This window comes from Loktanella sp. M215, assembly GCF_021735925.1.
Classification (GTDB): Bacteria; Pseudomonadota; Alphaproteobacteria; order Rhodobacterales; family Rhodobacteraceae; genus Loktanella.
The window spans coordinates 3339243-3365782 of sequence record NZ_WMEA01000001.1 but is presented as its reverse complement, the minus strand read 5'-3'; the positions used below and the strand labels follow the sequence as shown (position 1 = coordinate 3365782).

The window sequence follows — 26540 nt, the reverse complement described above, 5'->3', positions numbered from 1 at the left end:
CACATGACCAAGAAACTTGTCGTCATCGGCGCCGGCATGGCGTCAGGCCGGATGCTGGAGCATCTGTTCGACACGCAAGCAGGCCGCTGGGACGTGACCCTGTTCAACGCGGAACCGCGCGGCAATTACAACCGGCTGATGCTGTCGCCGGTGCTGTCCGGGGACAAGACCTACGCCGAGATCGTGACCCACGACGCGGATTGGTATGAAACCCACGGTGTCACCTGCCGCTTTGGCGAACGGGTGCTGCGCATCGACCGCGAGGCGCGTGTCGCCTACGGAGCGAATGGCCCGGTGCCCTATGACCGCCTTGTCATTGCAACCGGGTCCAACCCCTTCATGATCCCGCTGCCCGGCCACGATCTGGCGGGGGTGATCCCCTACCGCGATCTGGAAGACACCGAACGCATGATGGGCCTTGGTGCGAAACCGGGGTCAAAGGCCGTCGTCATCGGCGGCGGCCTGCTGGGGCTGGAAGCGGCGGCCGGCATGGCGGCACAGGGTGTTCACGTCACCGTCGTGCACGTCATGGGCCATCTGATGGAACGGCAGCTGGACGAGGCGGCGGGCTATCTTTTGAAAAAGGCGCTGGAAGCGAAGGGGATAACGGTCCTCACGTCTGCCAACTCCAAGGAAATCATCGGGACGAACGGTCATGTCAGCGCGCTCCTGCTGGACGACGGCACCGAACTCACCTGTGACCTGCTGGTCATGGCTGTCGGCATCCGGCCCAACGTGGCCTTGGCGAAAGAGGCCGGTCTGGCCGTCGGGCGCGGCATCCATGTGGACGACACAATGGTCACATCAGATGCGCACATATTGGCGCTCGGTGAATGTGTCGAACATCAAGGCGCCATCTTCGGGCTCGTGGCGCCGCTTTATGATCAGGCCAAGGTGGCCGCCGACACGCTGGGCGACACCCCCGCAAGCTTCGTGCCCAAGGAGGTCGCGACCAAGCTGAAGGTCACCGGCTGCGACCTGTTCAGCGCCGGCGACTTTGCGGAAGGTGAAGGCCGCGATGACATCGTCTTCCGTGACCCGTCGCGCGGCATCTACAAACGCCTCGTGCTGGAAGGCGAGAGGTTGATCGGCGCGGTCATGTATGGCGACACGGCGCACTCTGCCTGGTTCCACGGGCTGATCAAGGATCATACCGACGTGACCGCGATGCGCGACACGTTGATCTTTGGCCCTGCCTTTCAGGGGGGTGCCCAATCGGACCCTTTGGCGGCCGTTGCAGCCTTACCGGCTGACGCAGAAATCTGCGGCTGCAACGGCGTATGCAAATCCCGGATCGTGGACGCCATTCAGGGCGGGGCTACGACGCTGTCCGACGTCCGCGCGCAGACCAAGGCGAGTGCCAGTTGCGGCACCTGCACCGGTTTGGTGGAACAGGTCATGTCTCTGACATTGGGCGACGATTTCGCGCCGCAGACGGTCAAGCCGATGTGCCCCTGCACGCCGCTGACCCACATGGATGTGCGTCGCCTGATCAAGTCTCAGGGCTTGAAATCCATGGCCGCCGTCATGCAGGAATGTGGCTGGACCACCTCTTGTGGCTGCGCGTCCTGCCGGCCTGCGTTGAACTACTATCTGCTGTGCGACTGGCCCGGCGAATACGATGACGACGACCAGAGCCGTTTCGTGAATGAACGGATGCATTCCAACATCCAGAAGGACGGCACCTATTCCGTCGTGCCGCGCATGTGGGGCGGGATCACGACGCCGGATGAACTCCGTGCGATTGCCGATGCCGCCGAGAAGTATGAGGTGCAGACGGTCAAGGTCACCGGCGGCCAGCGCATTGATCTGCTGGGCGTGAAAAAGCAGGACCTGCCCGACATCTGGGCCGACCTGAACGCGGCCGGCATGGTCAGCGGTCAGGCCTATGCCAAGGGCCTGCGGACCGTGAAGACCTGTGTGGGCACCGACCATTGCCGGTTCGGCACGCAGGACAGCACCGGTCTGGGCATCCGCATGGAAAAGGCGCTGTGGGGGTCTTGGACACCCGCCAAGGTCAAGATGGCCGTGTCCGGCTGCCCGCGAAATTGCGCGGAATCGACCTGCAAGGACGTGGGCGTGATTTGCGTCGACTCGGGCTACGTCCTGCACATTGGCGGGGCGGCGGGTCTGCATATTCAGGGCACGGTCGTGATGTGCACGGTGAAGACCGAGGACGAGGTGCTGGAATACACCGCCGCCGTCGTGCAGCTGTATCGCGAGGAAGCCGCCTACCTCGAACGGATGTACAAGTGGATGGACAACGTCGGCCTGCCGCACATCGTGGAACGGGTCGTGACCGACGCGGATAGCCGCCGCGCACTCGCCGACCGTTTCTACTTCGCCCAGCAGTTCATGCAGCAGGATCCTTGGGCCGAACGCACCAAACCCGCCTACCGCGCGCTTTACGCGCCGCTTGCCGATTTGACACTGGAGGCTGCAGAATGACCGACTGGACCGATATCGGCGCGCTGAGCGACATTCCCGAACGCGGCGCGCGCGTGGTCAAGACGCACATGGGCTGCGTCGCCGTTTTCCGCACCGTCGATGACGAGGTTTTTGCGATTGACGATGCCTGCCCGCACAAGGGCGGTCCGTTGAGCGAGGGGATCGTGCATGGCCGGTCCGTCACGTGCCCGCTGCACAACATGGTGCTGCGGCTGGACACGGGTCAGGCGCAGGGCGCGGACGAGGGATCGGTCAACACTTACGCGATCCGTGTCGAATCCGGCCGCATCATGCTGGATACTGCGCGGCTGCGGCGCGGGCAGGTGGCGTGATGGATGGGTCTTCGGCCCGCGAAATCCGCACGACCTGTGCCTATTGCGGCGTCGGCTGCGGCGTGTTGGCCCGCCCTGACGGCGCGGGCGGCGTGACCGTGCGCGGCGATCCGGACCATCCCGCGAACTTTGGCCGCCTGTGTTCCAAGGGCGTAGCACTGGGCGAGACCCTGTCGCAGGACGACCGCCTGCTGGCCCCCCGCGTCGACGGGGCAGACACCGATTGGGACACGGCGATGGGCACGGTCGCGCACCGCTTTGCCCAGACCATCGCGCGTCACGGCCCGGATTCCGTGGCCTTCTACGTCTCGGGCCAGTTGCTGACCGAGGATTACTACGTCGCCAACAAGCTGATGAAGGGCTTCATCGGGTCGGCGAATATCGACACAAATTCGCGCCTGTGCATGGCGTCCACTGTGGCGGGGCAGAAACGCGCCTTTGGCACCGATACGGTGCCGGGCACCTACGACGACCTCGAACTGGCGGACCTTGTGGTGCTGGTGGGCAGCAACCTCGCGTGGTGTCATCCGGTGCTGTATCAGCGGCTGGCGGCGGCCAAGGCCGCACGGCCCGCCATGAAGGTCGTCGTGATCGACCCGCGCCGCACGGCGACCTGCGATCTGGCGGACCTGCATCTGGCGCTGGAACCCGGTAGCGATGTGGCCCTGTTCAACCGCCTGCTGGCCGCGATCCACGAAGGCGGTGCGGTTGATGGCGCCTACCTGCGTCACGTCAATGGCTTCGACGAAACCCTGCGTGCCGCGATGGCGCAGGACAGCCGCGTGACCGGCCTTGACCCTGCGCAGATCGCCGCCTTCTGCCAGATGTGGCTGCGGCATGAAAAGGTCGTCACCGTCTTCAGCCAGGGCGTGAACCAGTCGTCGTCGGGCACCGACAAGGTCAACGCGATCATCAATTGCCACTTGGCCACGGGCCGCATCGGCAAGCCCGGCATGGGGCCGTTTTCCGTCACTGGCCAGCCCAACGCCATGGGCGGCCGAGAGGTCGGCGGCCTGTCCAACGCGCTGGCCTGCCATCTGGATATCGAGGATGCGGTCCACCGCGATCTGGTGCGCAATTTCTGGGATGCGCCCGCGATGCCCGAAGGGCAGGGACCAAAGGCCGTCGACATGTTCGACCGGGTCAGCGACGGGCGCATCCGCGCGCTCTGGATCATGTGCACCAACCCCGCCGTGTCGATGCCCGACGCGGACCGTGTGGCGGCGGCGATCGAAGGCTGCGAGTTCGTCGTGGTCAGCGACGTGACCGCCAACACCGATACCGCGCGTCTGGCCCATGTGCTGCTGCCCGCGACCGGCTGGGGCGAAAAGGACGGGACCGTCACCAATTCGGACCGCACGATCAGCCGCCAGCGCGCTGTCCTGCCCGCACCGGGGTTGGCAAGGCCCGACTGGGCGATCATGGCGGATTTTGCCCGCCGCATGGGCTGGGGGGCAGCGTTCGACTATAGCTCACCGGCCGAGATCTTTGACGAATATGGCGTTCTGTCGGGCCTTGCGGCGGCGATGGGGCGGGACTTCGACATCTCTGGTCTGACGGGCTTGGGGCAGGGGGGCTATGATGCGCTGCCGCCGACGCGCTGGCCGGTCACGGCGTGGGGCCAGACGGAACGTTTTTTCGCGGAGGGCCAGTTCTTTACGTCCGATGGTCACGCCCGCATGGTGCCGGTGACGCACCGCGCCCCTGCCGCGCGCACCGGCCCACGCTATCCCTTCCGTCTGAACACCGGGCGCATCCGCGACCAGTGGCATACCATGACGCGCACGGCAAAATCCCCCCGTCTGAACCAGCATCTGGGCGAGCCGTTTCTGGAGATCCACCCCCAAGATGCCGCGTCCCTCGGTATCGCGCCCGCCACGCTGGTCACCGTCAACAGCCCCACCGGCAGCTGCATCCTGCGGGCGCTGATCACCGACCGTGTGCAACCGGGGCAGGTCTTTGCCCCGATGCACTGGACCGGAGAGACCGCGCCCTCTGGCCGCATCGATGCACTGGTGCCGGGGATCGTCGATCCGCTGTCCGGCCAGCCCGAAAGCAAGGCCGCCGTCGTGGCCGTGACACCTTACTCTGCCGCATGGTTCGGCTTTGCCGTCAGCACGGCGGCGCTGAACCTCACATCGCCCTACTGGGCGCGCAGCGCCGTCGCGGGCGGCTGGCGGGCGGAACTGGCGGGCCGCGACACGCCAGAGGATTGGGAGGCAGAGGCCCGTCGCCTGTTCGGCTTGGCCCACGCGCCCTGTCAAAGCATCAACGATCCGTCCACCGGCACGGCCCGTCTGGCCTTCATGGACGGAGACCGCCTGCTGGCGGCGCTGTTCGTCTCAAACACGCCGGTCGCGCTGGCCCGCGACCATCTGGTGTCCCAACTGGGGCAGGTGGCCGCAGCGCCGCTGTCGGGCCGTCCCAGCGCCGACATGCCGGACCCCGGACCGGTCGTCTGCGCCTGCCTTGGCGTTGGCCTGAACACGATCCGCGCCGCGATCGGCAGCGGTCACGGGACCGTGGCACAGGTCGGCGCCTGCACCGGGGCGGGCACCAACTGCGGGTCCTGCCGCCCGGAAATCGCCGTGCTGCTGGCTGCGGCCCAGCGGCTGGAGGCGGCCGAATGACCCTTGCCCCCTATGTCGCCATTCTGGGTCGCGGTCAGGGCCGCGCGCGGTCCCTGACGCAGGACGAGGCACAGGCCGCAATGACCTGCATCATGGCAGGCGACGCGGCCCCCGAGGCGCTGGGTGCCCTGCTGATGCTGCTGCGGATGAAAGGCGAGGTGGCCTGCGAGATTGCCGGGTTCACCGCAGCCGCTCGTGCATCGCTACCAGCCTGGCAAGGCCCGCACCCCGCCGTCGACTGGCCGTCCTATGCCGCGGGCCGGACGCGGGGCCAGCCGTGGTTTCTGTCCGCAGCCCGACTGGTGGCGCAGGCGGGGTATCCGGTGCTGCTGCATGGCTGGAATTCGCATCAGGCCACCGGGGCATCTGTCCGCGACGCACTGTGCCATGTGGGGATTGCACAGGTCGCATGGCCTGACGCCCCCGCGACCCTATCTCGCGACGGCATCGCCTATGTGCCGCTGGAACAGCTTTCGCCGCAGTTGATGCACCTGCTGCGCCTGCGCGATGTGTTCGGCCTGCGGTCCTGCATCAACACCGTCCTGCGGATGCTGAACCCGGCCGCAGCGCCGGTCGCCCTGCAAGGCGTCTTTCACCCCTCCTACCGCGAACTGCAACGCGATGCGGCGCTGCTGCTGGAACAGCCCACCCTGCGGGTCCTCAAGGGCGGCGGAGGCGAGTTCGAGCATCATCCAGCCAAGGACATCACCCTGCATGGCCTGACCGGGGGCACCGTCTGGGAGGGGCCGACCGGCACTGCCATGACCGGCCATCACCGGTTGTCGGATACGGACAGCCCCTTGGCGCAGGTCTGGCACGGCGCGGTGCAGGACGACTTTGCCACCGCCATCATCACCAGCACGGCCGCCCTCGCGCTGTCCGCGCTGGGCGTCACCGATGCCACCCGCGCCGCTGCCGACCTGTGGCAGCGGCGTCACCGCGCTTGCGCCGCCTGAGAGGTCATCATGCACAGCTTTCCCATGTTCATCCGCACCACCGGCCGCCACGTCGTCATCGCGGGCGGCGGCGAGCAGGCGGCGCAGAAGGCGCGGCTGATGCTCAAGACCGATGCCGCACTGGTGCTGCTGGCGCCTGCGCTTGACGCCGAACTGGCTGATCTGGTCGCTACGGGCCGTGCCACGCAGGATACCGGAGCGATCACGCCCGACAGCTTCGCCGGCGCGGCGCTCGTCTTCATCGCAACCGGTTGCCCGGGTCTGGATGCGGCGCTGCACGCGCTGGCCAAGGCAGGCGGCGCACAGGTCAACGTCGTGGACCAGCCCGCCCTCTGCGACATGACCACGCCGTCGCTGGTGGACCGCGACCCGGTCGTCGTCGCGATCGGCACCGAAGGTACGGCACCGGTCCTCGCGCGGCAGATCAAGACGCAGGTCGAACAGATGCTGGACCCGACGCTTGGCACCTTTGCCGCACTCGCCGGTCGCCTGCGCGGAGCGGTCGCAGCTGGGATCCCGAAACAGGACCGTCGCGCCTTCTGGCACTGGGCCTTTGCCGACGCGCCTTGGACGCTGCATCGCGGCGGGCAGGCCCGCGCCGCGGCCGACCTGCTGAAACAGACGATAAGTACCCGCGCTTTGCCACCGGTGCAGGGCCACATCGCGCTGGTCGGCGCAGGCCCCGGCGCGCGCGATCTGCTGACCCTGCGGGCCGTGCAGCGCCTGCAAGAGGCCGACGTGATCTTCTACGACCGCCTCGTCGATCCGGAGGTGCTGGAACTGGCCCGTCGCGACGCCGAACGCGTCTATGTCGGCAAGGTGGTGGGCGCCCACGCCTGGCCGCAGGACCGCATCTGTGCGCTGATCGTGGCCGAGGCCGCGAAAGGGCGTCGCGTGGTGCGGCTGAAGTCGGGCGATCCGGGCATCTTCGGTCGCGCGACCGAAGAGCTTGACGCCGCTCGGGCCGCAGGGATTGCGATCGAAATCGTTCCGGGCGTCACTGCGGCCAGCGCCGCCGCCGCCATTCTGGGTTGCTCGCTGACCGAACGCGGAAAGACCGACACGCTTGTCCTGACGACAGGCCGACATTGCGACGACATCGCCGCAGAGGCTTGGGCGGACCATGCGCTGCCGGGCACGACGCTCGTTTTCTACATGGGCGTCGCGGCCGCCCCGCAGATTGCGCGATCCCTCTTGGCGAAGGACATCTCCGCGGACACGGAGGTGACCATCGCCGCGGACATGAGCAAACAGACACAGCGCGTCCTGCACACGACGGTTGGTGATTTCGCGCAGGATCTGACCCGAAGCGGCATCGCAGGCAACGCCTTGTTCATCATGCGTCTTCCGTTGCGGGACACCATCGTCCGAGATACGGGCGCCGAACAGGCAATGAATTCAATCCCGTTGGCGTCGCTCTCGGCCAAAGGGACGTGACGTGGATTTGCAGCCCGTCTTCCGCGCGTATCCCGGGCGCTTTATCACGAAGCCGCCTCGTGGCCTCACGCAATCGGTTAGGAAAGTCTGCCGGCGTGACCTCGTTTTCCAAGCCAGCCTCCGATATTTCAATATCGTCAAGACCAGCGAAATGCGCTGCGTTGTCGTCATGGATACCGAGGTTGTCTGCGCGTTCAACGTTGGTCCCTAGAGCCGCCTGACTAGTATGCTGTCCGTGTCGATGCTCCACTGACGGCTGCTTCCGATTTGGCATCAATTTTTGCGGTGGTCCGCAATAATTTTATGTCATTGGGGGAGTAACCAACCGTGGCAGCCCGTAGGGGAGTCGAACCCCTCTTTTCAGGTTGAAAACCTGACGTCCTAACCGATAGACGAACGGGCCGCAGTTGGTGAGGCGCTTTTAGGCAAGGCGCTGGGGGGGTGCAAGTCCCTTTTCGGCGGAAAACCGGAAAAAGTTTGCGGTGCAAAATCGGACCATGTTTCGCTCAAGAAACGCAGGCGTTTCAGGCGCGGGCGGCGTCTTCGAGGCGGAGCTGCGGGCTTTGTCGGCCCTGCCAGGTATTGATCTCCAGGCGACCGACCAGATGGAAGCGCGCACCGCCATGACCGACCAGCGCAGCCCCCAGCGGGCCGTCCATGGCGCCAAAGGCGATGGCGTCGATCCGGGCGCCGAGGCCGTCGCCGAACGTGACCTTCAGGTGGCCTGTCCCGACCTGCTTGGCGAACAGGATCTGGCAGTCGGGGAAGGCGAAACGCGGGGCAGGGGCACCGGCGCCGAAGGGACCCGCCGCGGCGATCCGGTCGATCAGCTCGACCGTCGCGGCACCGGGCATCAAGAGCGTGTCGATCGCCAGATCGGAGGGTCCCAGGTCGCCAGCGCCCTGCCGCTCTAGCAGCACGGCGATTCGCGCCATCGCGGCGTCCAGCCCATCCTCGGTCACGGTCAGGCCGGCCGCCATCTTGTGGCCGCCGCCCTTCAGCAGCAGACCCTCGCCCGCGACCCGCTGGATCACGGCGCCAAGGTCGATCCCGTTGACGGACCGGCCCGATCCCTTGCCGATGCCGCCGTCCAGTCCGATCACGATGGCGGGGCGGTTGGTTGCCTCTTTCAGGCGGGCGGCCACGATGCCGACGACGCCGGGGTGCCAGCCCGCACCCGCGGCCCAGACCAGCGGGCCATCAAGGCCACGCGTCTCGGCCTGCGCCAGTGCCGCCTCGCGGACGCGGCCCTCGATCTCGCGGCGTTCGGTGTTCAGCTGATCCAGCCGGTCGGCGAAGGCTGCGGCCTCATGCGGGTCCGCGGTCGACAGCAGCCGCGCGCCGAGGTCTGCCGCACCGATGCGGCCACCGGCGTTGACGCGGGGCCCCAGCAGAAAGCCGAGGTGATAGGCCGTGGGGGCCTGATCCATGCCGGCCACATCGGCCAGTGCCTTGATCCCCGGCCTGTCGCGCCGCGCCATGACGGTCAGACCCTGTCGCACGAAGGCGCGGTTGACGCCGGTCAGCGGGGCCACGTCGGCCACGGTGGCCAGCGCCACGAGGTCGAGCATCCCGATCAGGTCCGGCCCGCGCTGTCCGTCCACCTTCAGCAGGCGGTTGGCCTCGACCAGCATCAGAAAGACGACACCCGCGGCACACAGATGCCCCAGCGTGCCATCCTCGTCCTGCCGGTTCGGATTGACGACGGCCACGGCCGGCGGCAGCGTCTCGGCGCCCAAGTGGTGATCGAGCACGATGACATCGGCGCCTTTTGCGGCGGCGATGGGCCCGTGGGACAGGGTGCCGCAATCGACGCAGACGATCAGGTCGTGATCGCGGGCGAGGGCGGCCATGGCCGCGTCGTTGGGACCATACCCCTCGTCGATGCGGTCAGGGATGTAGAGCGTCGCGCGCAGCCCCATCTCGCGCAGCCAGACGATCAGCAGCGCGGCCGAGGCGCCGCCGTCCACGTCGTAATCCGCAAAGATCGCAATCCGCTGGCGAGCGCGGACCGCTGCCAGAAATCGCGTCGCCGCGATGTCCATGTCGCGCAGGGAACGCGGGTCGGGCAGCAGGTCGCGCAGGGTGGGAGCCAGAAAAGTGTCCGCAGCAGCGCGGTCCGCAGCGACGCCCCGTCGCACCAGCGTGCGGCAGAGTGCTGCGGGCAGGCCTGTCGCCTGTTCCATGGCGTCGCAGGCCCGGTCCTCGACCAGACCCGGCCCAATCCAGCGCCGCCCGGTTAGCGACGCCGTCACGTTCAGAAAGGCTGCCTTTTCGGTCACGCTGGTCTCCGCCGTCGGTATCAGGCCGCCTTGTGACACAGGCACCGGGTCGGGAACAGGCCTCCACCTTCACCTGGCCGGATAAACGCCCGCGCGGCAGGTCCGGGCCAAAGGCCCGATCCCTTACGCCACCGGGTTGCGATACCGCATGAGGCGCACCGATCCAGTCTTGGACCGCATCAGCATGGTTTCTGCCGTGACGAAGCCGGGTTCGCGCTTGATCCCCGGCAGCAAGGAGCCGTCGGTCACGCCGGTTGCGGCAAAGATCACGTCGCCGGTCACCATGTCGTCGCGGGTATAGACCCGGTCGAAATTCGTGATGCCCGCCTTGGTGGCGCGTCCCCGTTCGTCGTCGTTGCGGAACATCAGGCGGCCGAAGATCTGGCCGCCCATGCATTTCAGTGCTGCTGCCGCCAGCACGCCCTCGGGTGCGCCGCCGGAGCCCATGTACATGTCGATGCCCGTACGTGCCGCTTCGGCGCAGTGCATGACACCGGCCACGTCGCCGTCGGTGATCAGACGGATCGCGGCGCCGGTGGACCGGATCTCGGCGATCATGTCCTCGTGGCGCGGGCGTTCCAGCACGCAGACGGTAATGTCGTTGATCGAACAGCCCTTGGCCGCCGCCAGCGCCGAGACCCGCTCTGACGGTGTCATATCCAGCGTGACGACGCCGGTCTTGAACCCCGGACCTATGGCCAGCTTATCCATATAGACGTCGGGGGCGTGCAGCATGCTGCCGCGCGGTCCCATCGCAATGACGGCCAGCGCGTTGGGCATGTCCTTGGCGGTCAGCGTCGTGCCTTCCAACGGGTCGAGCGCGATGTCCACGCCGGGCCCCTTGCCGGTGCCGACCTCCTCGCCGATGAAGAGCATCGGCGCCTCGTCACGCTCGCCTTCGCCGATGACGACGACACCGGCGATGTCGAGCTTGTTGAGCTGCGTGCGCATGGCGTCCACGGCGGCCTGATCGGCGGCCTTCTCGTCGCCGCGGCCGATCAGGGGGGCGCAGGCGATGGCGGCGGCTTCTGACACGCGGGCAAGGCCAAGCGACAGGGTGCGGTCGTTGAAATCGGTGACGGGGGGCATCTGGGGTTCCTTCGTGATCCTCTGCGCGGGCCTAGCGTCTAAACCCGTGACATGACAACCATGTGATCGCTAACGGTCATGGCTTTTCGTCATGCATCGCATCCCTGCTGCCGCCTTGACACGCCGAGGGGCGCGCCGGACGATCAGACGGCTTCGATCCGGATCGCGACGGGTGTGGCGGTGACGACGCCGGTGTCCGCGAACCGGGCCAGCGCCTCGTCCAGCGCGGCCCGCGTCGTCTTGTGGGTGACGATCAGCACCGGTGCTGCCGTATCCGTGTGGTCGTACTGGCGCATCCGGTCGATGCTGACACCGGCGTCGCCCAGCACCGTCGCGACCTTGGCCAGCGCGCCGGGCTTGTCCAGCAGTTGCAGGCGCAGGTAATAGGGCGCGGGGATCGCGGCCGTGGCGGCCCGTGCGCGGCGCAGGCTGCTGGCGGGCTGGCCAAAGGTCGGATAGCGCGTGCCGCGCGCCAGATCGAGGACGTCGGCCATCACGGCGCTGGCGGTTGGGCCTTCACCCGCGCCCGCACCGCGCAGCACGATCTGGCCCACGGCGTCGCCTTCCAGCACGACCATGTTGGTGCCGCCCTGCAACTGCGCCAAGGGCGATCCTACGGGAACAAGGCAAGGGGACATGCGCTGTTCAAGCCCGCGCCCGGTCATCTGCGCCACGCCCAGCAGCTTGATCTTGTAGCCCATGTCGGCGGCCTGCCGGATATCCTCGATCGTGACGGACCCGATGCCTTCGAGTGCCACACCGTCAAAATCGACCTGTGTGCCAAAGGCAATGGCCGCCAGCAGCGCCAGTTTGTGGCCCGCATCGATGCCGCCCACATCCAGTTCCGGGTCCGCCTCGAGGTAGCCCAACTGATTGGCCTCTTCGAAGACCTCGGCATAGGTCAGGCCCGCGTCCTCCATCCGGGTCAGGATATAGTTGCAGCTGCCGTTCATCACGCCCAGCACCCGGCTGATCGCGTTGCCGGCCAGACCCTCGATCAGGGATTTGACCACGGGGATGCCACCGGCGACGGCGGCCTCGAACCGGATCACGCGACCGGCAGCCTCGGCGGTTTCGGCCAGGGCCTGCCCGTGGATCGCCAGCAGCGCCTTGTTGGCACTGACCAGATCCTTGCCGGCTTTCAGCGCGGCCTCGCTCAGGGCCTTTGCCGGGCCGTCGTGGCCGCCCATCACCTCGATCACCACATCGACGTCGTCGCGCGCGGCAAGGGCCGTGGGATCGCTTTCCCAGGCATAGCCCGACAGATCGACGCCGCGGTCCTTTTGCGACCGGGCCGAGACGGCGGTGATGACGATGGGCCGCCCCGCGCGGGCGGCAAGCAGATCGGCGTGGGTCTGCACGATCCGCACGATTCCGACGCCCACGGTGCCCAATCCTGCAATACCAAGGCGAAGGGGGTCTGACATGGGCGGATCTCCGGACGGGGCTGCGTTGCGGGGGGTGTTAGCGAAAAGCCGGGGCTACCGCAACGCAGGCCGTGCGAGGCCCTGCTGCATCCGGGTGCGCGTCGCCGCATCCACGACCGGCCCGCGCAGGGCCGCGGCGCGCGCGCGCAATCCTGCGGCATCGCCCTGCGTGGCGCTGGTCGTCTGGGCCGTGATCTGTGGAGGCTGTGCCGCCTGCGTCAGAAGCGGGGCCAGCGGCTGCAAGGTGGGATAGGGCGCTGCCGCTGCCGCCGCCGAGATCCGATCGTCCAGCGCGGGGGGCGTGGCGCAGCCGCAAAGCGCGATCAACACGAGGGCGAGGGGCGGGCGGGCAGGGATCATGGTGCTACCTTTAGGACACGCCCTGAACATAGGCGCTGCGGCCCGGCGGCGAAACCGCTTTTCAAATGAACGAGCGTTCATTTATCTGGGGGCATGGCGCGCAAACAGGGCTCTCATGCCGGGATCACCGGACCGAAGGTGCAGGACGCCGCGCTGCATCTTTTCGCACGCCACGGCTTTGCTGCCGTGTCGATGCGCCAGATCGCGGCAGAGGTGGGTGTGCAGGCCGGCGCGCTTTACAACTATACCGCCGACAAGCAGGCCATGCTGTTCGATCTTTTGCGTGATCACATGATGGAACTGGCCAGCGCCCTCGATGCCGCCGACCTGACCGGTCCACCTTCCGCGCAGCTGGAGGCCTTTACCCGGTTCCATATCGCGTTCCACCTGCCGCGCCGTGATGTCGTGTTCCTCAGCTACATGGAATTGCGCAACCTTTCGCCCGATAATTACGCCCGTATCGCAGCCCTGCGGCGCGGCTACGAAGACCGGCTGGAGGCGATCCTGCGCGCGGGCCTGCAGGCCGGCGATTTCGCACTGACCGATCCGCGGGTCACGACGCTGGCGCTGATCGCGCTGCTGACCGGCATCACGAACTGGTACGATCCGGGCGGGCGGCTGGACGCGGTAGAGGTGGCAGAGGTCTACTGGGATCTGGTGCGCCGCGCCGTCGCGGCGCGGCCTGTCTGAGCCTGGCCCGCAGCCGCGCGTCTTTCGCCCATGACGCGGGCGGCGGGGTCGCGTAGGAGGATGGCGCAGGGCGGTCAGACCACCGACCGCTGCACGCACAAGGGAGAGTGAACATGACGTCATCGCCGCCGCCGGACCGGACAGAGGCCCTTGTTCTGGCGCCGACACCTGCGCGCACCGCTACGGGCATCGGCCTGATGGTGGCGCTGGCAGCCCTGCTGCTGCGCGCGGCGCTGGGGCAGGCGCCGCTGTCACAGGCCGCGATGATCGCGGTGGCGGTGGTGGCCCTGGCGCTGGCGCGTACCCTGTGGCGCGGGCGCGGGGACAGCCTGCACTGGACGGCGCAGGGCGTGGTCGACGGGCAGGGGCGGGTCATCGCCGCCCGCCACGCCATCGCGCGGGTCGACCGCAGCCCGCTGTCGCTGAAGCCGTCCAACGGGTTCAATCTGGCCATGCGGGGCCCGCAGCCGCGGGCATGGCAGCCTGGGCTTTACTGGCGTCTGGGGCGTCGCGTCGGCATTGGCGGTCTGACCCCGCCGGGGGTCGCCAAGGCCATGGCCGACCGGATCGCGCTGGACACGGCACCGCCGCCAGATGCCTCCTGACGGATCAGCAGATCCGGTTCGCCTCGACCGTGGTGTTGTTGAAGCAGGTCTGCGCCAGACCGACCCGCGGCGCCACGAAGATCAGCGAAGACAGCAGGATATTCTCCGGCGGCTTGGCCTCGGAAGCATCGTTCCCTGTCGTGTTCCATGCGATATTGAAGCCGAGGTTGAAGAACGTCTTGTAGTTGGACCATGTCTCGACCACGATCAGACGCTCGTCCTGCGTCATGGTCGGCAGTTTCGGCAACATCGTCATGGCTTCCTCGTCGGTCATCGCCACGTGAACGCCGCTGCCGCGCGCCTCTGACCAGACCAGCCGGTAGCGGTCCTTGCTTGTCGTGTTCGCGCCTTTCATCTTTTCCTCGAATCGCACGACGCTGATGCGCATGTCCGGCGTCGCGTCGCCGCGTGTCAGGAACTGCAGCAAACCGTAGGTGCCGTCGACATAGGTATCATTGATATAGCCGGTCTCGCGGCTGAGCATGTCGGCGATGGTCATCGCCGCCTTTTCGTTAATGGACTCGGCCCGGAAGGCATCGAAGAATGCCAGCGTCCCCAGAAACGTAAAGAACATCAATGGGGCATAGATCAGGAATTCGAGTGTCAGCGATCCATCCTCGCGCCGCCACCACCGGCGGATCGACATTTCTAACGACCGATACTGCGTCATCATTTGAACGGCTCCATGACATAGGACGATGTGACAGACAGTGCGTATTCGTCGTTACTCTTGTCATTGCTTTCGACCAACGTGCGGCCGAATTCTGCCAGCGGCAGCAGAGGCTTGATCAGCACGCAGGCGCGCAGGACCATCAGATCGTTGTTGTCACCGTTCGTGATGTTCATGACCGGAATGCCAACCTCGCTGCGGTCGATGCAGGGCACTTCGCGTGGAATGGCCGTCCAGCTGCGGACGTCGGCGGGGATCATTTCCATGCGAAGACTGCTTTCGCAGTTGTTGAGGATCAGGGCGTATGCGCAGGTCTGCGCGATCAGCGTCTCGCGCGTTGGATTGTCCATGACGCCCAGGCGCACGTCGCGCACGGTCAGATCCAGACCGCGTTCCAGCATCACCTGCTGCATGGAATACATGCCCGATTCCATTGTCAGGCCGAACATCATCCAGACGACCGGGAACAATATCATGAATTCGAACGTGGACGTGCCTGCTTCGGACCGTCTGAAACGCCGTAGAAGTATCGTCAGCCGACCGGGAATGCGGCTGGGTGCCGTCGCGGGATGCCTGTCGCGATGTCGCATCATTGGGTCAGCCTCAAATCGGTGATCTGCTTGGCAATCCGGTCGAAGATCTCGTTCAGCTCTTGGCCGGAGGTCTTGAAGAAGTGGTTCTTGGTGCTGGCGCATTTTTCCATGGCGGTGCGGCCGGCGATGTCCTGGGGCCCGTTGTTGTCGCCCGACATCGAGATGGTATAGATGATGATCCCCGCAGTCTTGGCGGCATCGCACATGCTGTCCATATAGCCGGCACCCTGGGTGTCCGTGTAAAACTTGTTGGTTCGGCTGAAGAACCGCGCTTCCGGTGCTTGGGGTCCTGCCGATGAATACGTGACCCAAGGCAGGTTGTGATAGGCCCAGTAGAGGCGCTCGCTTGGGTCGTCGTAATGCTCGCTGTAAAGACGATAAGAGTTGTCGTTGTAGCCGTCCGTCATCAGGACGATGTACTTCAAGGACCGGATCGTCTGACCCTTGCTCTTGTCCGGGTCATAGGGTTCCGGCCGCTCGGCGAACGACGTGTCGATGGTGCCTGTGGGCAACCGTTTGATGACCGATTGAAACGACGGATCAAGCAGGGTCGTCGCCCATTTCAATCCCAGAAAGATCGAGGTGCCGGCGCGAGGCTGCAACTTGTTGATCGCGGTCGTCAGCTTGGTCGCATTCTGGCTGATCGGGATAATGCGTTCGTAGTCGAATCGCGGGCAGACCGGCTGGTCCAGATTCGGGTTGTTGTAGTCCCGGTAGCTTCCCGACCCATAGCCGTTGGTCTGGATGTTCTGCGTCTGCTCGTAAAACAGCGAATCGTTGAAGGTGACCTTGGTAAATTCCGATGCCGGCAGCTCGATGCAGTGAGAGAAGTTGTGTTTTGTGCCCGGATTGATTTTCAACAAATCGAACAGATCCGGGCCGATGTTGACCTGTTCGGAATAGGGGACCAGCGAGATCGAGATCCGGTCCTTGTATTCGGGCAGCAGCAATTTCGTCACGAAACTGGAGGCGGCGGTCCGCAGCTTCTCGATCCGCGTCGTGGAGGTGCTTCCGATCGTGTTCGCCATAGAACCCGACAGGTCAAGCACCAGTGACACTTCAACCGCGCCGACGCCCTGCATGGCGGTCGAGACCGTCTGCGCCGACAGCGTCTTGTAGGCGTCGCCGAGGTAGCGCATGAAAAAGGTGTCAAGTTCGTAATCGCCCGCGACCGTGACCTCGCGGCGCTTGTAGCCCTGGTTCACAATGGCATCGCCGGCCAGCTGGTCGGCCATCCCGGCCTTGGCGAAATAATCGCGCACGACAAGCTTGGGGTCCTGGGTCTGGTTCAGGTTTGCGGCGGCAAGCACGGCGCGGTCGGTGACGCCCTGCAGCATCGCCCGGCGGGATTCGAAGCGCATCAGATCGACCGCGATGCCGCCCCAGATCGCCATGATGAGGATCAGCGGCACGGCCAGCATGAACAGGTTGCCGTCTTCCGAGCGCACAAATGTCGCAAGGCGCGGCACCGGACCCTTGCGGTTGATCTGCGTCGACTGATGTTTCTGTGTCATCGTCTGTCTTTCCATGCCAGGGATTCCCGTGGAATCCGCCTCGCCCGGTCCATTCCTGTTGCGAACCATCGTGTTGAACCATTTCCGGATGGCAAAAATAGGGCGGCAACCGGGCAGGGCGGTGCCACCCGGCACGCGGTATTGCGACAATGACGAGGCGTCGCGGTCACTGTGCGCGAGATGGACGACATTTCCCGATGAGGATGCCGCGTCAGAGGGTTTTCTTAACCGTTTTGTAGCGGCTCCACTGATGTGTTGGGGTCAGACCGGATTTGAGCTAGGCATGGGAGGGCGCAGCACCTCGCGTCCTGCGATCCGGCATCAGGGAAGGAAACACAGATGACCCAGTCCGACATGGCACAGCCCGAACCCAGCTTTCGCGAATCCGTCGACATCATGTTCAACCGCGCGGTCAAGCTGATGGATCTGTCGCCGGGGCTGGAGGAAAAGATCAGGGTCTGCAACGCCACCTATGTCGTGCGTTTCGGCGTGCGTTTGCGCGGTGCGATCCACACCTTCACCGGATATCGGTCCGTCCATTCCGAACACATGGAACCGGTCAAGGGTGGCATCCGCTACGCCCTGTCCGTCCATCAGGACGAGGTCGAGGCACTGGCCGCATTGATGACGTACAAATGCGCACTGGTCGATGCGCCTTTCGGCGGGTCCAAGGGCGGGCTGTGCATCGATCCGCGGGCCTGGGACGAACACGAGCTGGAACAGATCACCCGCCGCTTTGCCTACGAGCTGATCAAGCGCGACCTGATCAACCCCGCCCAGAACGTCCCCGCCCCGGACATGGGCACGGGAGAGCGCGAGATGGCGTGGATCGCCGACCAGTACAAGCGCATGAATACCACCGACATCAACGGCGCCGCCTGCGTCACCGGCAAGCCGATCAACGCCGGCGGCATCCAGGGCCGCACCGAGGCGACGGGCCGCGGTGTGCAGTTCGCCCTGCGCGAATTCTTCCGCCACCCCGAGGATGTGGCAAAGGCCAACCTGACCGGCAAGCTGTCGGGCAAGCGCGTCATCGTGCAGGGTCTGGGCAACGTGGGCTATCACGCCGCCAAGTTCCTGAGCGAGGAAGACGGCTGTCTTGTCACCGGGATCATCGAACACGACGGATCGCTTTATGCCGAGGACGGACTGGATGTGGAGGATGTGAAGAAGTGGATCGCGGGCCACGGCGGGGTCTCGGGCTATCCGACGGCCACGCATGACGCCAACGGCGGCACCCTGCTGGAACACGACTGCGACATCCTGATTCCGGCAGCGCTTGAGGGTGTGCTGAACATGGGCAATGCCGACCGCATCAAGGCCCCCCTGATCATCGAGGCGGCGAACGGTCCCACGACGGCGGGCGCCGACGAGGTGCTGCGCAAGAAGGGCGTGGTGATCATCCCCGACATGTATGCCAACGCGGGCGGTGTGACGGTCAGCTACTTCGAATGGGTCAAGAACCTGTCCCACATCCGGTTTGGCCGGATGCAGCGCCGGGCCGAGGAAGCGCGGCACCAGCTGCTGGTCGACGAGTTGGAGCGTCTGGACGACATGCTGGAACACCGCTGGTCGATGACGCCGAATTTCAAGGAAAAGTATCTGCGCGGTGCGGACGAGCTGGAGCTTGTGCGCTCCGGCCTCGATGACACGATGCGCACGGCCTATCAGGCCATGCGCGCCGTCTGGCATGGTCGCGACGATGTCCACGACCTGCGCACCGCCGCCTACCTCGTGTCGATCCGCAAGGTGGCCGACAGCTACCGCGCAAAAGGGTTGTAACTGGCCCGGATCGATCCGGCCACGGTCAGGCGGCCCGGTGCGATCGCACGGGGCCGCCTGACGCGGCGAACCCGGTCATCCGCCGCAGGCATGACAGCTGGGAGGCGGCGATCAGGCCGGGACAGGGACGGATGGTGGGGTCGTCTGGCCTCAGGTCCAGTCCGCGCGCCCGCTGCCAACGGCATCCGCCACGGTGGCAAAACCGTCGCGCGCCAGCAGGGCATCAAGACCTTCCGCGATCTCGCTGGCCAGCCGGATGCCGCCGTAGACGAGTGCGGTGTAAAGCTGCACCGCCGATGCCCCGGCGCGGATCTTCTGATAGGCCTGCTCTGCCGAGCCGACGCCGCCGACGCCGATGATCGGCAGCCGGGTCAGACCGGCAAGCTGGGCCAGCACGCGGGTTGAGCGTTCGAACAGCGGCTGGCCTGACAGGCCGCCCTTTTCGTCCCTGTGCGGGCCATGCAGGCCGTCACGCGCAAGCGTTGTGTTGGTGGCGATCAACCCGGCGATGCCAGAGGAATTCGCCACCTCCGCAAGATCCGCAATCTCGACCTCGGACAGGTCCGGTGCGATCTTCAGAAAAATCGGGATCGGGTTGGCCAATGCTGCATTTGCCTGCATCACACCGGACAGCAGAGCGGAGAGTGCGGCCTTTCCCTGCAGGTCGCGCAGCCGCTCTGTATTCGGGGAGGAGACGTTGACGGTGGCGAAATCCACATCGGCACCGCACATGGCCAACACCCGCGCAAAATCGCCAGCGCGGTAGTCCGATTCCTTGTTCGCCCCAAGGTTTAGGCCGACGATGCCCTTGTGGGCTTTCAACCGCTTGGCAATCGCCTCGGCCCCGTCGTTGTTGAACCCGAAGCGGTTGATTGCGGCACCGTCCTGCATCAGGCGGAACAGGCGCGGCTTGGGATTGCCCGGCTGCGGGCGCGGGGTGGCGGCACCGACTTCGATGAAACCGAAGCCGCAGCGCGACAGGGGGCGCAGGGCTACGGCATTCTTGTCGAATCCCGCCGCCAGCCCGACCGGGTTGGGCAGATCAAGGCCTGCCACGACCGTGCGCAACCGCGGTGATGTGACAGGCCCGCCCGATGGCCCCAGACCCATGGTCAGCGCCTGCAGCGCCAACCCGTGGGCGCGCTCCGGGTCTATCTGCTGCAACGCGAGCAGGGCCAGATCTTCGAGGTGGCGATACATCTAGGTCATGTCCGGAAACTGGTGCTGCCCGTCCACAAGGGGCAGGGGCCTGTGCCAGACGACGTCGCTGTCCAGCAGCGGGCGGTAAAGGTGCGGGAACATGTCGCCGCCGCGCGACGGCTCCCACCGCAGATCCTCGCCCAGTGCATCGGCATCGACGGCGACCAGCAGCAGCCCCTCGACATCGGCGAAATGCTTCAGCGCCGTCTCCTCGGCCTGAGCGGCGGTCGAGAAGTGGATGAAACCATCGGCCAGATCGACTGGCGCGCCCGTCGTCGATCCGTCCGCCTGCAGGGCGTCCCATTCGGGGCCGCGAAAGATTTTATAGATCAGCATGGAATGACAGATGACGCAGGGGCGGGGGGAAATCAAGCGTCCCGCGCCGCCCGTCAATCGCGCGTTACACACACGGAATAGGCAGTTCGCAAAGTGACGCTGGATCAACCTGACCCCGCGTTTGACTTCATCAAAACCCGCGGCCAATCTGCCCGCATGACAACTTGGGGGATATCCACATGATCGCACGCATCCTTGGCACGACCGCCGCACTGGCGCTGACCGCCAGCGCCGCCAGCGCCGACTACAGCCTGACCATCTTTCACACGAACGATTTCCATGACCGGTTCGAGCCGATCAGCAAGTACGATGGTCCCTGCGCCGCCGAGGACAACACAGCCGGCGAGTGCTTTGGTGGCGAAGCGCGCCTTGTGACGGCACTGGAAGCGGCCCGCGCGCAGACCGAGAATTCGATCCTCGTGGATGGCGGCGACCAGTTTCAGGGCACGCTGTTCTATACCCAGTACAAGGGCACGATGACCGCCGAGTTCATGAACAAGCTGGGTTATGACGCGATGACCGTGGGCAACCATGAATTCGACGATGGACCTGAAGTGCTGGGCGCATTCGTCGATGCCGTCAACTTTCCGATCCTGATGTCGAACGCCGATCTGTCGGGCGAGGCGCTGCTGGCCGACAAGATCGTCAAGTCCACGATCATCGAGAAGAAGGGCGAAAAGATCGGCCTGATCGGCCTGACCCCCGTCGATACCGACGAACTCTCCAGTTCCGGCCCCAACGTGATCTTCACCCAGCCCGCCGAAGCGGTGCAGGGCGAGGTCGACAAGCTGACCGCCGAGGGCGTAGACAAGATCATCGTCCTGTCGCATTCCGGCTACCAGGTCGATCAAGACGTGGCGGCCAATACCACCGGCGTCGACGTGATCGTGGGTGGCCACGACAACACCCTGCTGGGCGACATGGAAGGGGCCAAGGGCAAGTATCCCACCATGGTCGGCGACACCGCGATCGTGCAGGCCTATGCCTACGGCAAGTATCTGGGCGAGCTGAACGTGACCTTCGACGATGCGGGCGTCATCACCGAAGCCTCCGGCCAGCCGATCCTGATGGACGGCTCCGTGGCCGAGGATCAGCCGACCGTGGACCGCATCGCGGAACTGGCGCAACCGCTGGAGGCGATCCGCAACGAGGTCATCGGCGAGACGACCGAGGCCATCGATGGCAGCCGTGACGTCTGCCGCGCGATGGAATGTTCGGGCGGCAACCTGATCGCCGACGCCATGCTGGCGCGGGTCAAGGATCAGGGCATTCAGGTCGCCATCACCAACGGCGGCGGCATCCGTGCGGGCATCGACGCGGGCGAGGTGACCAAGGGCGAGGTGCTGACGGTGCTGCCGTTCCAGAACACGCTGTCCACCTTCCAGGTGCCGGGGCAGGTCCTGCTGGAGGCGCTGGAGAATGGCGTGTCCGAGATGGCCGACGGCGGCGGTCGTTTCCCGCAGGTGGCGGGCATGACCTTTACCGTCGATCCGGCGGCAGAGGTGGGCAGCCGCATCAGCGACGTGATGGTGGGCGGCGCACCGCTTGATCCCGCGGCGACCTATGGCGTGGTGTCCAACAACTTCGTGCGCAACGGCGGCGACGGCTACAAGATGTTCCAGACGGCGGAAAACGCCTATGACTTCGGCCCGGATCTGGCGGATGTCGTGGCGGACTACATTGCCGAAAACGGGGCCTACACGCCCTATACCGATGGCCGCATCACGGTGAACTAAGGCCGGTTCTGATCGGATGAAGAGGGCGCCCCGGGTATAAGCCGGGGCGCCCTTTGCGTTCAGAAGCTGATCTGAACGGAGGTCTGGATGCGGTCCACGTCATAGGACGCACCGCCAAAGGTGTCGCGCGTGCCGTGGAAATACTCCGCACCAACCGACACGTTGTCCAGCAGCTGATACTGCGCGTTCAGGTGCGCGGTGGTCAGCGTCTCGGTGCTGTCTGTGCCGACGCCCGCGTCGTTTTCATGCCAACCGTAGATCGCGCGCAGGGTCAGCTTTTCGCCGACCGCCTGCGTCAGGCCGATATAGGCGGCCTGCATCTCGATCGGGTTGCCGGCCGCGTCCAGATCGTTGCCGCCAAAGACCATGTAGCTGTTGATGCCTTCGCCGTATGTATAGGCCGCATCGACCGACGCGCCGTTCCACAGCTGTGCCGTGGTCGACAGGTTGATGCCATAGACATCTTCGCTGCCGCCGGTCGTGTTGTTCACGGTGCCGGTCAGGGCAGAGGCGCGCAGCAGCAGCGGATCGGTGTCATATGCGAGGGCCGCGATCAGCACGGGATCGTCGCTTTCGCCGTTCGATTCCTCGATCGATCCGGTGACCGACAGGCTGTTGGGCATGTCGTAGGTAAAGGCGACCTGCTCCTGACGGGCAAAGGGGATGCCGGCGAACCCTTGGAAATCCAGCGTCGAAGGGTAGGACGAGATCGGCATGAATTGGGTCCAGTACTGGCCGACGCGCAGGCCGCCCAGTGTTGCCGTGGCGTGGCGCAGACGCGGCTCGATCTGGTCGGCGCCGTAAAAGTCGATCTCGACCTGCGTGCCCAATTCGCCCAGATCGGTCTGGGTGGTGGTGCGGAATCCCAGACGGGTCTGACGCACGGTGGCGTTGAAATAGTCGCCCGTGGGGCTGGAGGCCCCGATACCGTTCAGGCCGAAGGTCGTATCACCCAGCTCATACCCGAAATCGTAGATCAGATCGAGCTTGGCATAGCCGTAGAAGTCCAGCGTCGTGCCGGACCCTGTGCCGAAGGTCATGGGATCGGATTTTGCACTTTCCAGCGCCGCGACGCGGGCCTCCAGTGCGGCGATTTTTCCGGCGTCGTCCTGTGCTGCCGCTGCCGCGGCAAAGGGAATCAAGGTCGTCGCCAGTAGAAGATGGGTCGTCCGGAACATCTGATGGCCTTTCAAGGTAAGAGGGGTGAACCCCTCGTCCATGCCAGCCGCACCCGGCGCGGGACCACCTGTCGTTGCCGGAAAAACACGTGACTGTTGCGCCGATCACGCGATTGACCGGACCACGGCGACGCATTGTCGCGCCGGTCCGCGTTGAAAACATGATCCAGTTTCGGTTTTTAGGCAGTGTCGTGACGACGCGCGCGTCGCGCAGGTTGCCAGAGCGTGAGTGGCCCGGACTGATTCGGACAAGACGCGTGTACGCGGACGACCGATACTGGCGCTACGGTCTGGGCGATCCTAGATTGTCATCATGTGCGGACGCATGGCGATCACCCTCCCTCATGATGCGATGGCGCAGGTCTTTGACGCGGCGCCCGCAAATGACTTGCCCAATACCCCGGATTACAACGTCTGCCCGACGCAGGCCGTCCACGTGGTGACGGCGGGCGAGGGGCAGCGTCGCCTGCGTCCCATGCGCTGGGGCTTCGTACCGCACTGGTATGACAAGCTGTCCGGCGGACCGCTGTTGATCAATGCCCGGTCAGAGACCATTGCCGACAAGCCCGCCTTTCGCGCCGCCGTCCGTGAACGGCGCTGCCTGATCGTCGCCAGCGGGTTCTATGAATGGCACCGCGTGCCGGGCGCCGTGCCGCAGCCGTGGTATGTCACGCGCAGCGACGGGTCGCCGATGGCCATGGCGGGCATTTGGCAGGACTGGTCGAAGGCTGAGGCGCCACTGGCGACCTGTGCCGTCGTCACCTGTGGCGCCAACGCTGCGATGGCGCCGATCCACGACCGCTTGCCAGTGATCCTGTCACCCGGCGATTGGCCGCTGTGGCTGGGCGAGGCGGGTCACGGTGCGGCGCCTTTGATGCGGGCCGTTGCCGACGTTGCGCTGACGTTCACGAAGGTGTCGACGCAGGTTAATTCAAATCGGGCCGTCGGAGAGGACCTGATCGCACCGGTGGAATGACTCAATAAGAATTTGGCGCATTGCCGATCACGAGGGAGCCGTCGTTAGAACTGCTGTAGTAGGACGATTCAACAGTTCGGTTACCATAGGCAGTGCATCGTCCTTTCCAGTCAGTCTTCGTGCAATATTGTTCGTTTGTATAGATCAAAGCGGTGAACGCTCCACCCCCGGGGGTCGCCAAAGCGGGCGATTTGGCACCGTTGTTGATCGTGCTGGTATAGATGTCAGCGCCGTTCAAAGCCTTGTACCTGATCGTCAGGGTCCTGCCGCTGTTGTTCTGGATGTAGATTTTGTCGTTTGTCGCCGGTTGGGTCGTATCCACACAGAAATACATCTTGTTCGGCACGAAACCCGCATTCTCTGCCGCGATGGTATGGCCGACCGCCGAGCAAGGTGCTGCGGATGCGTTGACTGCGCCAAAGATCATCAACACTGAAAAAACGACGAACAGCTTCATGGCGTAAGATCCTATGTCGGGAATATTTTGCGGCTTCAGGGATGGGTAACGCCTGATCTGGGCGGATTTATGGCTGAAACCGAACGCATATGGTCGAGGAGATCGTCGGCCAGTTGCGCCACCACATCCAATTCTTCGCAGACGTCTTGGCTTCGAACCGAAGGATCTTGGGATAAGTTTGATGGCATCACCGACTGTCGAGGAACGCCTGCAGCCGTCGACTATTGGCGACTTTTTTGGGGGAAGGTCTCATCCAGTTTCGCACGGACCAGCGCTTTGCTAGACCAAGCGGGGTGGCGCGTGCAGTGTTGGGCCAAACAAGTGACTGTGTCAGATCGTTCGGCATCGAGGGAGACATGCCAGCACGACCGTCAATATTTTTTCAAAGAGGCACGGCAGTTGTCAGCCGTAGCCTGCGCGGTGGCAACATAGACAGACATCGTCGATATGAGACATCGACATATCGAACTTGGAAGTTGGTGTGGGGCTCATGGCACACGTGCAATTCAGACAAAGCGTAAATTCGTTGCAGGGGCACCAATGGGGGCGAGGGATCTTAGGTACGCGATAGGTCGTTTTTTGAGGGCGGCTATCGGTCCGCTGTTTGGTATTGCAATCATGAATGAAACTGAATGCGAAAGCAGAGCGAAACATGCTGACAAACAGTGATCTGATCGCATTGACAGAATTTCGCCGTGCGCTTCACCGTCGTCCCGAAGTGTCTGGCGAAGAAATGGAAACCGCCAAGACTGTCGTGGCTGCGGTGAAACTGATGTGTCCGACGCGTATCCTCACAGGGTTGGGCGGACATGGCGTGGCTGCGATCTTTGACAGCGGCAAGGACGGCCCCACGGTTCTCTTTCGCGCTGAACTTGATGCCCTGCCCATCGAGGAACGCAATGACGCAATCGCGTGGCCCTCGGAGATTCCTGGCAAAAGCCACGTCTGTGGTCATGACGGCCACATGACGATGCTGCTTGCCCTGGGCCGTATGATCTCGCGCAAACCGGTCGCACAAGGGCGCGTCATCTTGATGTTTCAGCCCGCCGAAGAAGACGGAAGCGGTGCGAAGGCTGTCGTCGCTGATCCGGCCTTTGACGAAGTGAAACCCGACTGGGCTTTTGCCATTCACAACGATCCCGGAAGCCCGTTTGGGTTCGTCTCGACCCGTGTTGGTTTAATGAACTGTGCGTCGCTGGGTTTGAAGGTTAAGCTCAGCGGGAAAACGGCCCATGCCGCCAACCCGCAGGACGGTGTCTCACCTGCGTTAGCAGTCGCCAAATTGATCCCGGCACTGGATGAGCTGGGGCATGGCGAAGGCGGTCCGCGCAACGATGCATTTCGGTTGGTGACGATCACTCATGTCAACATCGGGGAGCCGACCTTTGGCATCGCCCCCGGTGAAGCAGAGGTTTTCGCAACCCTGCGTGCGGCTGGTGATGCTGGCATTGAAAGCCTTGAAGCCGCCGCGCGCACCATTGCCACATCTGTCGCAGATGAACACGGGCTTGGCGTCGCGTTCGAGATCCACGACCATTTCGCGGCTTCGGTAAATGACGCGGACGCCTACGATGTCGCGACCAGGGCGATTGAGGCAATCGGTGTTCCCCACGGGCAAGAGAACGTACCGATGCGTGCATCAGAGGATTTCGGTGTATTTGGATGGGGCGCAAAAGCCGCGATGTTGTTCCTGGGTTCCGGCGAAGGTCATGCGGCCTTGCACAATCCGGACTACGATTTCCCCGATGACTTGATTCCGATCGGGAGCGCAATCTTTGAACGCATTGCGCGAGATCTGTTGGGAACCGCTTAGGCGTATCGCAACCTATGCCGTTTCAAAAG

General features: G+C 64.7%; 22 protein-coding genes and 1 tRNA gene. 11 read left to right on the top strand and 12 right to left on the bottom strand.

Features of this window, described 5'->3' with window-relative positions:
* The first annotated feature begins 3 nt into the window (after positions 1–3).
* The 5 genes from nirB to cysG are packed head-to-tail and all read left to right on the top strand — an operon-like array spanning position 4 to position 7803.
* Complete coding sequence (gene nirB / locus GLR48_RS16565) at positions 4–2448, top strand: nitrite reductase large subunit NirB (protein ID WP_237063046.1); 2445 nt, start codon at positions 4–6, stop codon at positions 2446–2448.
* Positions 2445–2780 (top strand): nitrite reductase small subunit NirD, encoded by a 336-nt coding sequence (gene nirD, locus GLR48_RS16560; protein ID WP_237063045.1) that lies wholly within the window; start codon positions 2445–2447, stop codon positions 2778–2780. Before nirB ends, nirD begins: the two co-directional genes overlap by 4 nt.
* The gene (locus GLR48_RS16555) at positions 2780–5410 is read left to right on the top strand and encodes a nitrate reductase (RefSeq protein WP_237063044.1); all 2631 of its coding nucleotides are present in this window, start codon (positions 2780–2782) and stop codon (positions 5408–5410) included. The genes nirD and GLR48_RS16555 overlap by 1 nt, the downstream gene beginning before the upstream one ends.
* Positions 5407–6366 (top strand): glycosyl transferase family protein, encoded by a 960-nt coding sequence (locus tag GLR48_RS16550; protein WP_237063043.1) that lies wholly within the window; start codon positions 5407–5409, stop codon positions 6364–6366. Before GLR48_RS16555 ends, GLR48_RS16550 begins: the two co-directional genes overlap by 4 nt.
* A gap of 9 nt (positions 6367–6375) precedes the next feature.
* Positions 6376–7803, top strand: coding sequence for a siroheme synthase CysG (gene cysG / locus GLR48_RS16545; protein ID WP_237063042.1), 1428 nt, complete (start codon positions 6376–6378; stop codon positions 7801–7803).
* Positions 7804–8131: 328 nt separating this feature from the next.
* Here cysG and GLR48_RS16540 read toward each other — a convergent pair.
* From GLR48_RS16540 to GLR48_RS16520, 5 genes are all read right to left on the bottom strand, one after another.
* A tRNA-Glu gene (locus GLR48_RS16540) sits at positions 8132–8206 on the bottom strand.
* Between the two features lie 121 nt (positions 8207–8327).
* On the bottom strand, positions 8328–10085 hold the full coding sequence (recJ, locus tag GLR48_RS16535) for a single-stranded-DNA-specific exonuclease RecJ (protein WP_237063040.1): 1758 nt from the start codon (positions 10083–10085) through the stop codon (positions 8328–8330).
* 123 nt (positions 10086–10208) lie between these two features.
* The gene (glpX, locus tag GLR48_RS16530; RefSeq protein WP_237063038.1) at positions 10209–11174 is read right to left on the bottom strand and encodes a class II fructose-bisphosphatase; all 966 of its coding nucleotides are present in this window, start codon (positions 11172–11174) and stop codon (positions 10209–10211) included.
* Positions 11175–11317: 143 nt separating this feature from the next.
* Positions 11318–12601, bottom strand: a complete 1284-nt coding sequence (locus tag GLR48_RS16525; RefSeq protein ID WP_237063036.1) for a homoserine dehydrogenase — start codon at positions 12599–12601, stop codon at positions 11318–11320.
* Between the two features lie 54 nt (positions 12602–12655).
* Positions 12656–12961 carry a hypothetical protein gene (locus tag GLR48_RS16520; protein WP_237063034.1) on the bottom strand — a complete coding sequence of 102 codons (306 nt, stop codon included), beginning with the start codon at positions 12959–12961 and terminating at the stop codon, positions 12656–12658.
* A 93-nt stretch (positions 12962–13054) separates the two neighbouring features.
* Here GLR48_RS16520 and GLR48_RS16515 point away from each other — a divergent pair, with 93 nt between their 5' ends.
* A complete protein-coding gene (locus GLR48_RS16515; RefSeq protein WP_237063032.1) occupies positions 13055–13651 on the top strand; it encodes a TetR/AcrR family transcriptional regulator in 597 nt (198 codons plus the stop codon).
* A gap of 113 nt (positions 13652–13764) precedes the next feature.
* Positions 13765–14256, top strand: coding sequence for a hypothetical protein (locus GLR48_RS16510; protein WP_237063030.1), 492 nt, complete (start codon positions 13765–13767; stop codon positions 14254–14256).
* Between the two features lie 4 nt (positions 14257–14260).
* Here GLR48_RS16510 and GLR48_RS16505 read toward each other — a convergent pair whose 3' ends face one another.
* The 3 genes from GLR48_RS16505 to GLR48_RS16495 are packed head-to-tail and all read right to left on the bottom strand — an operon-like array spanning position 14261 to position 17033.
* Positions 14261–14929, bottom strand: a complete 669-nt coding sequence (locus tag GLR48_RS16505) for a TadE/TadG family type IV pilus assembly protein (RefSeq protein WP_237063028.1) — start codon at positions 14927–14929, stop codon at positions 14261–14263.
* Positions 14926–15519, bottom strand: coding sequence for a TadE/TadG family type IV pilus assembly protein (locus tag GLR48_RS16500; RefSeq protein ID WP_237063026.1), 594 nt, complete (start codon positions 15517–15519; stop codon positions 14926–14928). Before GLR48_RS16500 ends, GLR48_RS16505 begins: the two co-directional genes overlap by 4 nt.
* Positions 15516–17033 (bottom strand): TadE/TadG family type IV pilus assembly protein, encoded by a 1518-nt coding sequence (locus GLR48_RS16495; RefSeq protein WP_237063025.1) that lies wholly within the window; start codon positions 17031–17033, stop codon positions 15516–15518. The genes GLR48_RS16500 and GLR48_RS16495 overlap by 4 nt, the downstream gene beginning before the upstream one ends.
* A gap of 339 nt (positions 17034–17372) precedes the next feature.
* On the opposite strand from GLR48_RS16495, the gene GLR48_RS16490 reads away from it, so the two are divergent.
* Positions 17373–18815 (top strand): Glu/Leu/Phe/Val family dehydrogenase, encoded by a 1443-nt coding sequence (locus tag GLR48_RS16490; RefSeq protein WP_237063024.1) that lies wholly within the window; start codon positions 17373–17375, stop codon positions 18813–18815.
* Positions 18816–18965: 150 nt separating this feature from the next.
* Here GLR48_RS16490 and GLR48_RS16485 read toward each other — a convergent pair whose 3' ends face one another.
* The gene (locus GLR48_RS16485; protein WP_237063023.1) at positions 18966–20015 is read right to left on the bottom strand and encodes a quinone-dependent dihydroorotate dehydrogenase; all 1050 of its coding nucleotides are present in this window, start codon (positions 20013–20015) and stop codon (positions 18966–18968) included.
* A complete protein-coding gene (locus GLR48_RS16480; protein ID WP_237063022.1) occupies positions 20016–20351 on the bottom strand; it encodes a DUF952 domain-containing protein in 336 nt (111 codons plus the stop codon).
* A 179-nt stretch (positions 20352–20530) separates the two neighbouring features.
* On the opposite strand from GLR48_RS16480, the gene GLR48_RS16475 reads away from it, so the two are divergent.
* Complete coding sequence (locus GLR48_RS16475; protein WP_237063021.1) at positions 20531–22087, top strand: bifunctional metallophosphatase/5'-nucleotidase; 1557 nt, start codon at positions 20531–20533, stop codon at positions 22085–22087.
* A gap of 59 nt (positions 22088–22146) precedes the next feature.
* On the opposite strand, the gene GLR48_RS16470 is transcribed toward GLR48_RS16475, so the two are convergent.
* Positions 22147–23265 carry a DcaP family trimeric outer membrane transporter gene (locus GLR48_RS16470; RefSeq protein WP_237063020.1) on the bottom strand — a complete coding sequence of 373 codons (1119 nt, stop codon included), beginning with the start codon at positions 23263–23265 and terminating at the stop codon, positions 22147–22149.
* Between the two features lie 313 nt (positions 23266–23578).
* Between GLR48_RS16470 and GLR48_RS16465 the strand changes: the two genes are divergently transcribed.
* Positions 23579–24241, top strand: coding sequence for an SOS response-associated peptidase (locus GLR48_RS16465; RefSeq protein ID WP_237063018.1), 663 nt, complete (start codon positions 23579–23581; stop codon positions 24239–24241).
* Position 24242: 1 nt separating this feature from the next.
* Here the strand turns inward: GLR48_RS16465 and GLR48_RS16460 are convergent, their stop codons facing one another.
* The gene (locus tag GLR48_RS16460) at positions 24243–24698 is read right to left on the bottom strand and encodes a hypothetical protein (protein WP_237063016.1); all 456 of its coding nucleotides are present in this window, start codon (positions 24696–24698) and stop codon (positions 24243–24245) included.
* A gap of 652 nt (positions 24699–25350) precedes the next feature.
* Here GLR48_RS16460 and GLR48_RS16455 point away from each other — a divergent pair.
* Positions 25351–26511: an amidohydrolase gene (locus GLR48_RS16455; RefSeq protein ID WP_237064578.1), complete on the top strand. Its 1161-nt coding sequence runs from the start codon at positions 25351–25353 to the stop codon at positions 26509–26511.
* Positions 26512–26540 lie beyond the last annotated feature (29 nt).

What these genes read in the sequence shown, in the direction of transcription:
- nirB (WP_237063046.1), top strand. Translation starts at nt 4, where the DNA reads ATGACCAAGAAACTTGTCGTCATCGGCGCCGGCATGGCGTCAGGCCGG.
- nirD (WP_237063045.1), top strand. Translation starts at nt 2,445, where the DNA reads ATGACCGACTGGACCGATATCGGCGCGCTGAGCGACATTCCCGAACGC.
- GLR48_RS16555 (WP_237063044.1), top strand. Translation starts at nt 2,780, where the DNA reads ATGGATGGGTCTTCGGCCCGCGAAATCCGCACGACCTGTGCCTATTGC.
- GLR48_RS16550 (WP_237063043.1), top strand. Translation starts at nt 5,407, where the DNA reads ATGACCCTTGCCCCCTATGTCGCCATTCTGGGTCGCGGTCAGGGCCGC.
- cysG (WP_237063042.1), top strand. Translation starts at nt 6,376, where the DNA reads ATGCACAGCTTTCCCATGTTCATCCGCACCACCGGCCGCCACGTCGTC.
- glpX (WP_237063038.1), bottom strand. Translation starts at nt 11,174, where the DNA reads ATGCCCCCCGTCACCGATTTCAACGACCGCACCCTGTCGCTTGGCCTT.
- GLR48_RS16525 (WP_237063036.1), bottom strand. Translation starts at nt 12,601, where the DNA reads ATGTCAGACCCCCTTCGCCTTGGTATTGCAGGATTGGGCACCGTGGGC.
- GLR48_RS16520 (WP_237063034.1), bottom strand. Translation starts at nt 12,961, where the DNA reads ATGATCCCTGCCCGCCCGCCCCTCGCCCTCGTGTTGATCGCGCTTTGC.
- GLR48_RS16515 (WP_237063032.1), top strand. Translation starts at nt 13,055, where the DNA reads ATGGCGCGCAAACAGGGCTCTCATGCCGGGATCACCGGACCGAAGGTG.
- GLR48_RS16510 (WP_237063030.1), top strand. Translation starts at nt 13,765, where the DNA reads ATGACGTCATCGCCGCCGCCGGACCGGACAGAGGCCCTTGTTCTGGCG.
- GLR48_RS16505 (WP_237063028.1), bottom strand. Translation starts at nt 14,929, where the DNA reads ATGATGACGCAGTATCGGTCGTTAGAAATGTCGATCCGCCGGTGGTGG.
- GLR48_RS16500 (WP_237063026.1), bottom strand. Translation starts at nt 15,519, where the DNA reads ATGATGCGACATCGCGACAGGCATCCCGCGACGGCACCCAGCCGCATT.
- GLR48_RS16495 (WP_237063025.1), bottom strand. Translation starts at nt 17,033, where the DNA reads ATGACACAGAAACATCAGTCGACGCAGATCAACCGCAAGGGTCCGGTG.
- GLR48_RS16490 (WP_237063024.1), top strand. Translation starts at nt 17,373, where the DNA reads ATGACCCAGTCCGACATGGCACAGCCCGAACCCAGCTTTCGCGAATCC.
- GLR48_RS16485 (WP_237063023.1), bottom strand. Translation starts at nt 20,015, where the DNA reads ATGTATCGCCACCTCGAAGATCTGGCCCTGCTCGCGTTGCAGCAGATA.
- GLR48_RS16480 (WP_237063022.1), bottom strand. Translation starts at nt 20,351, where the DNA reads ATGCTGATCTATAAAATCTTTCGCGGCCCCGAATGGGACGCCCTGCAG.
- GLR48_RS16475 (WP_237063021.1), top strand. Translation starts at nt 20,531, where the DNA reads ATGATCGCACGCATCCTTGGCACGACCGCCGCACTGGCGCTGACCGCC.
- GLR48_RS16470 (WP_237063020.1), bottom strand. Translation starts at nt 23,265, where the DNA reads ATGTTCCGGACGACCCATCTTCTACTGGCGACGACCTTGATTCCCTTT.
- GLR48_RS16465 (WP_237063018.1), top strand. Translation starts at nt 23,579, where the DNA reads ATGTGCGGACGCATGGCGATCACCCTCCCTCATGATGCGATGGCGCAG.
- GLR48_RS16460 (WP_237063016.1), bottom strand. Translation starts at nt 24,698, where the DNA reads ATGAAGCTGTTCGTCGTTTTTTCAGTGTTGATGATCTTTGGCGCAGTC.
- GLR48_RS16455 (WP_237064578.1), top strand. Translation starts at nt 25,351, where the DNA reads ATGCTGACAAACAGTGATCTGATCGCATTGACAGAATTTCGCCGTGCG.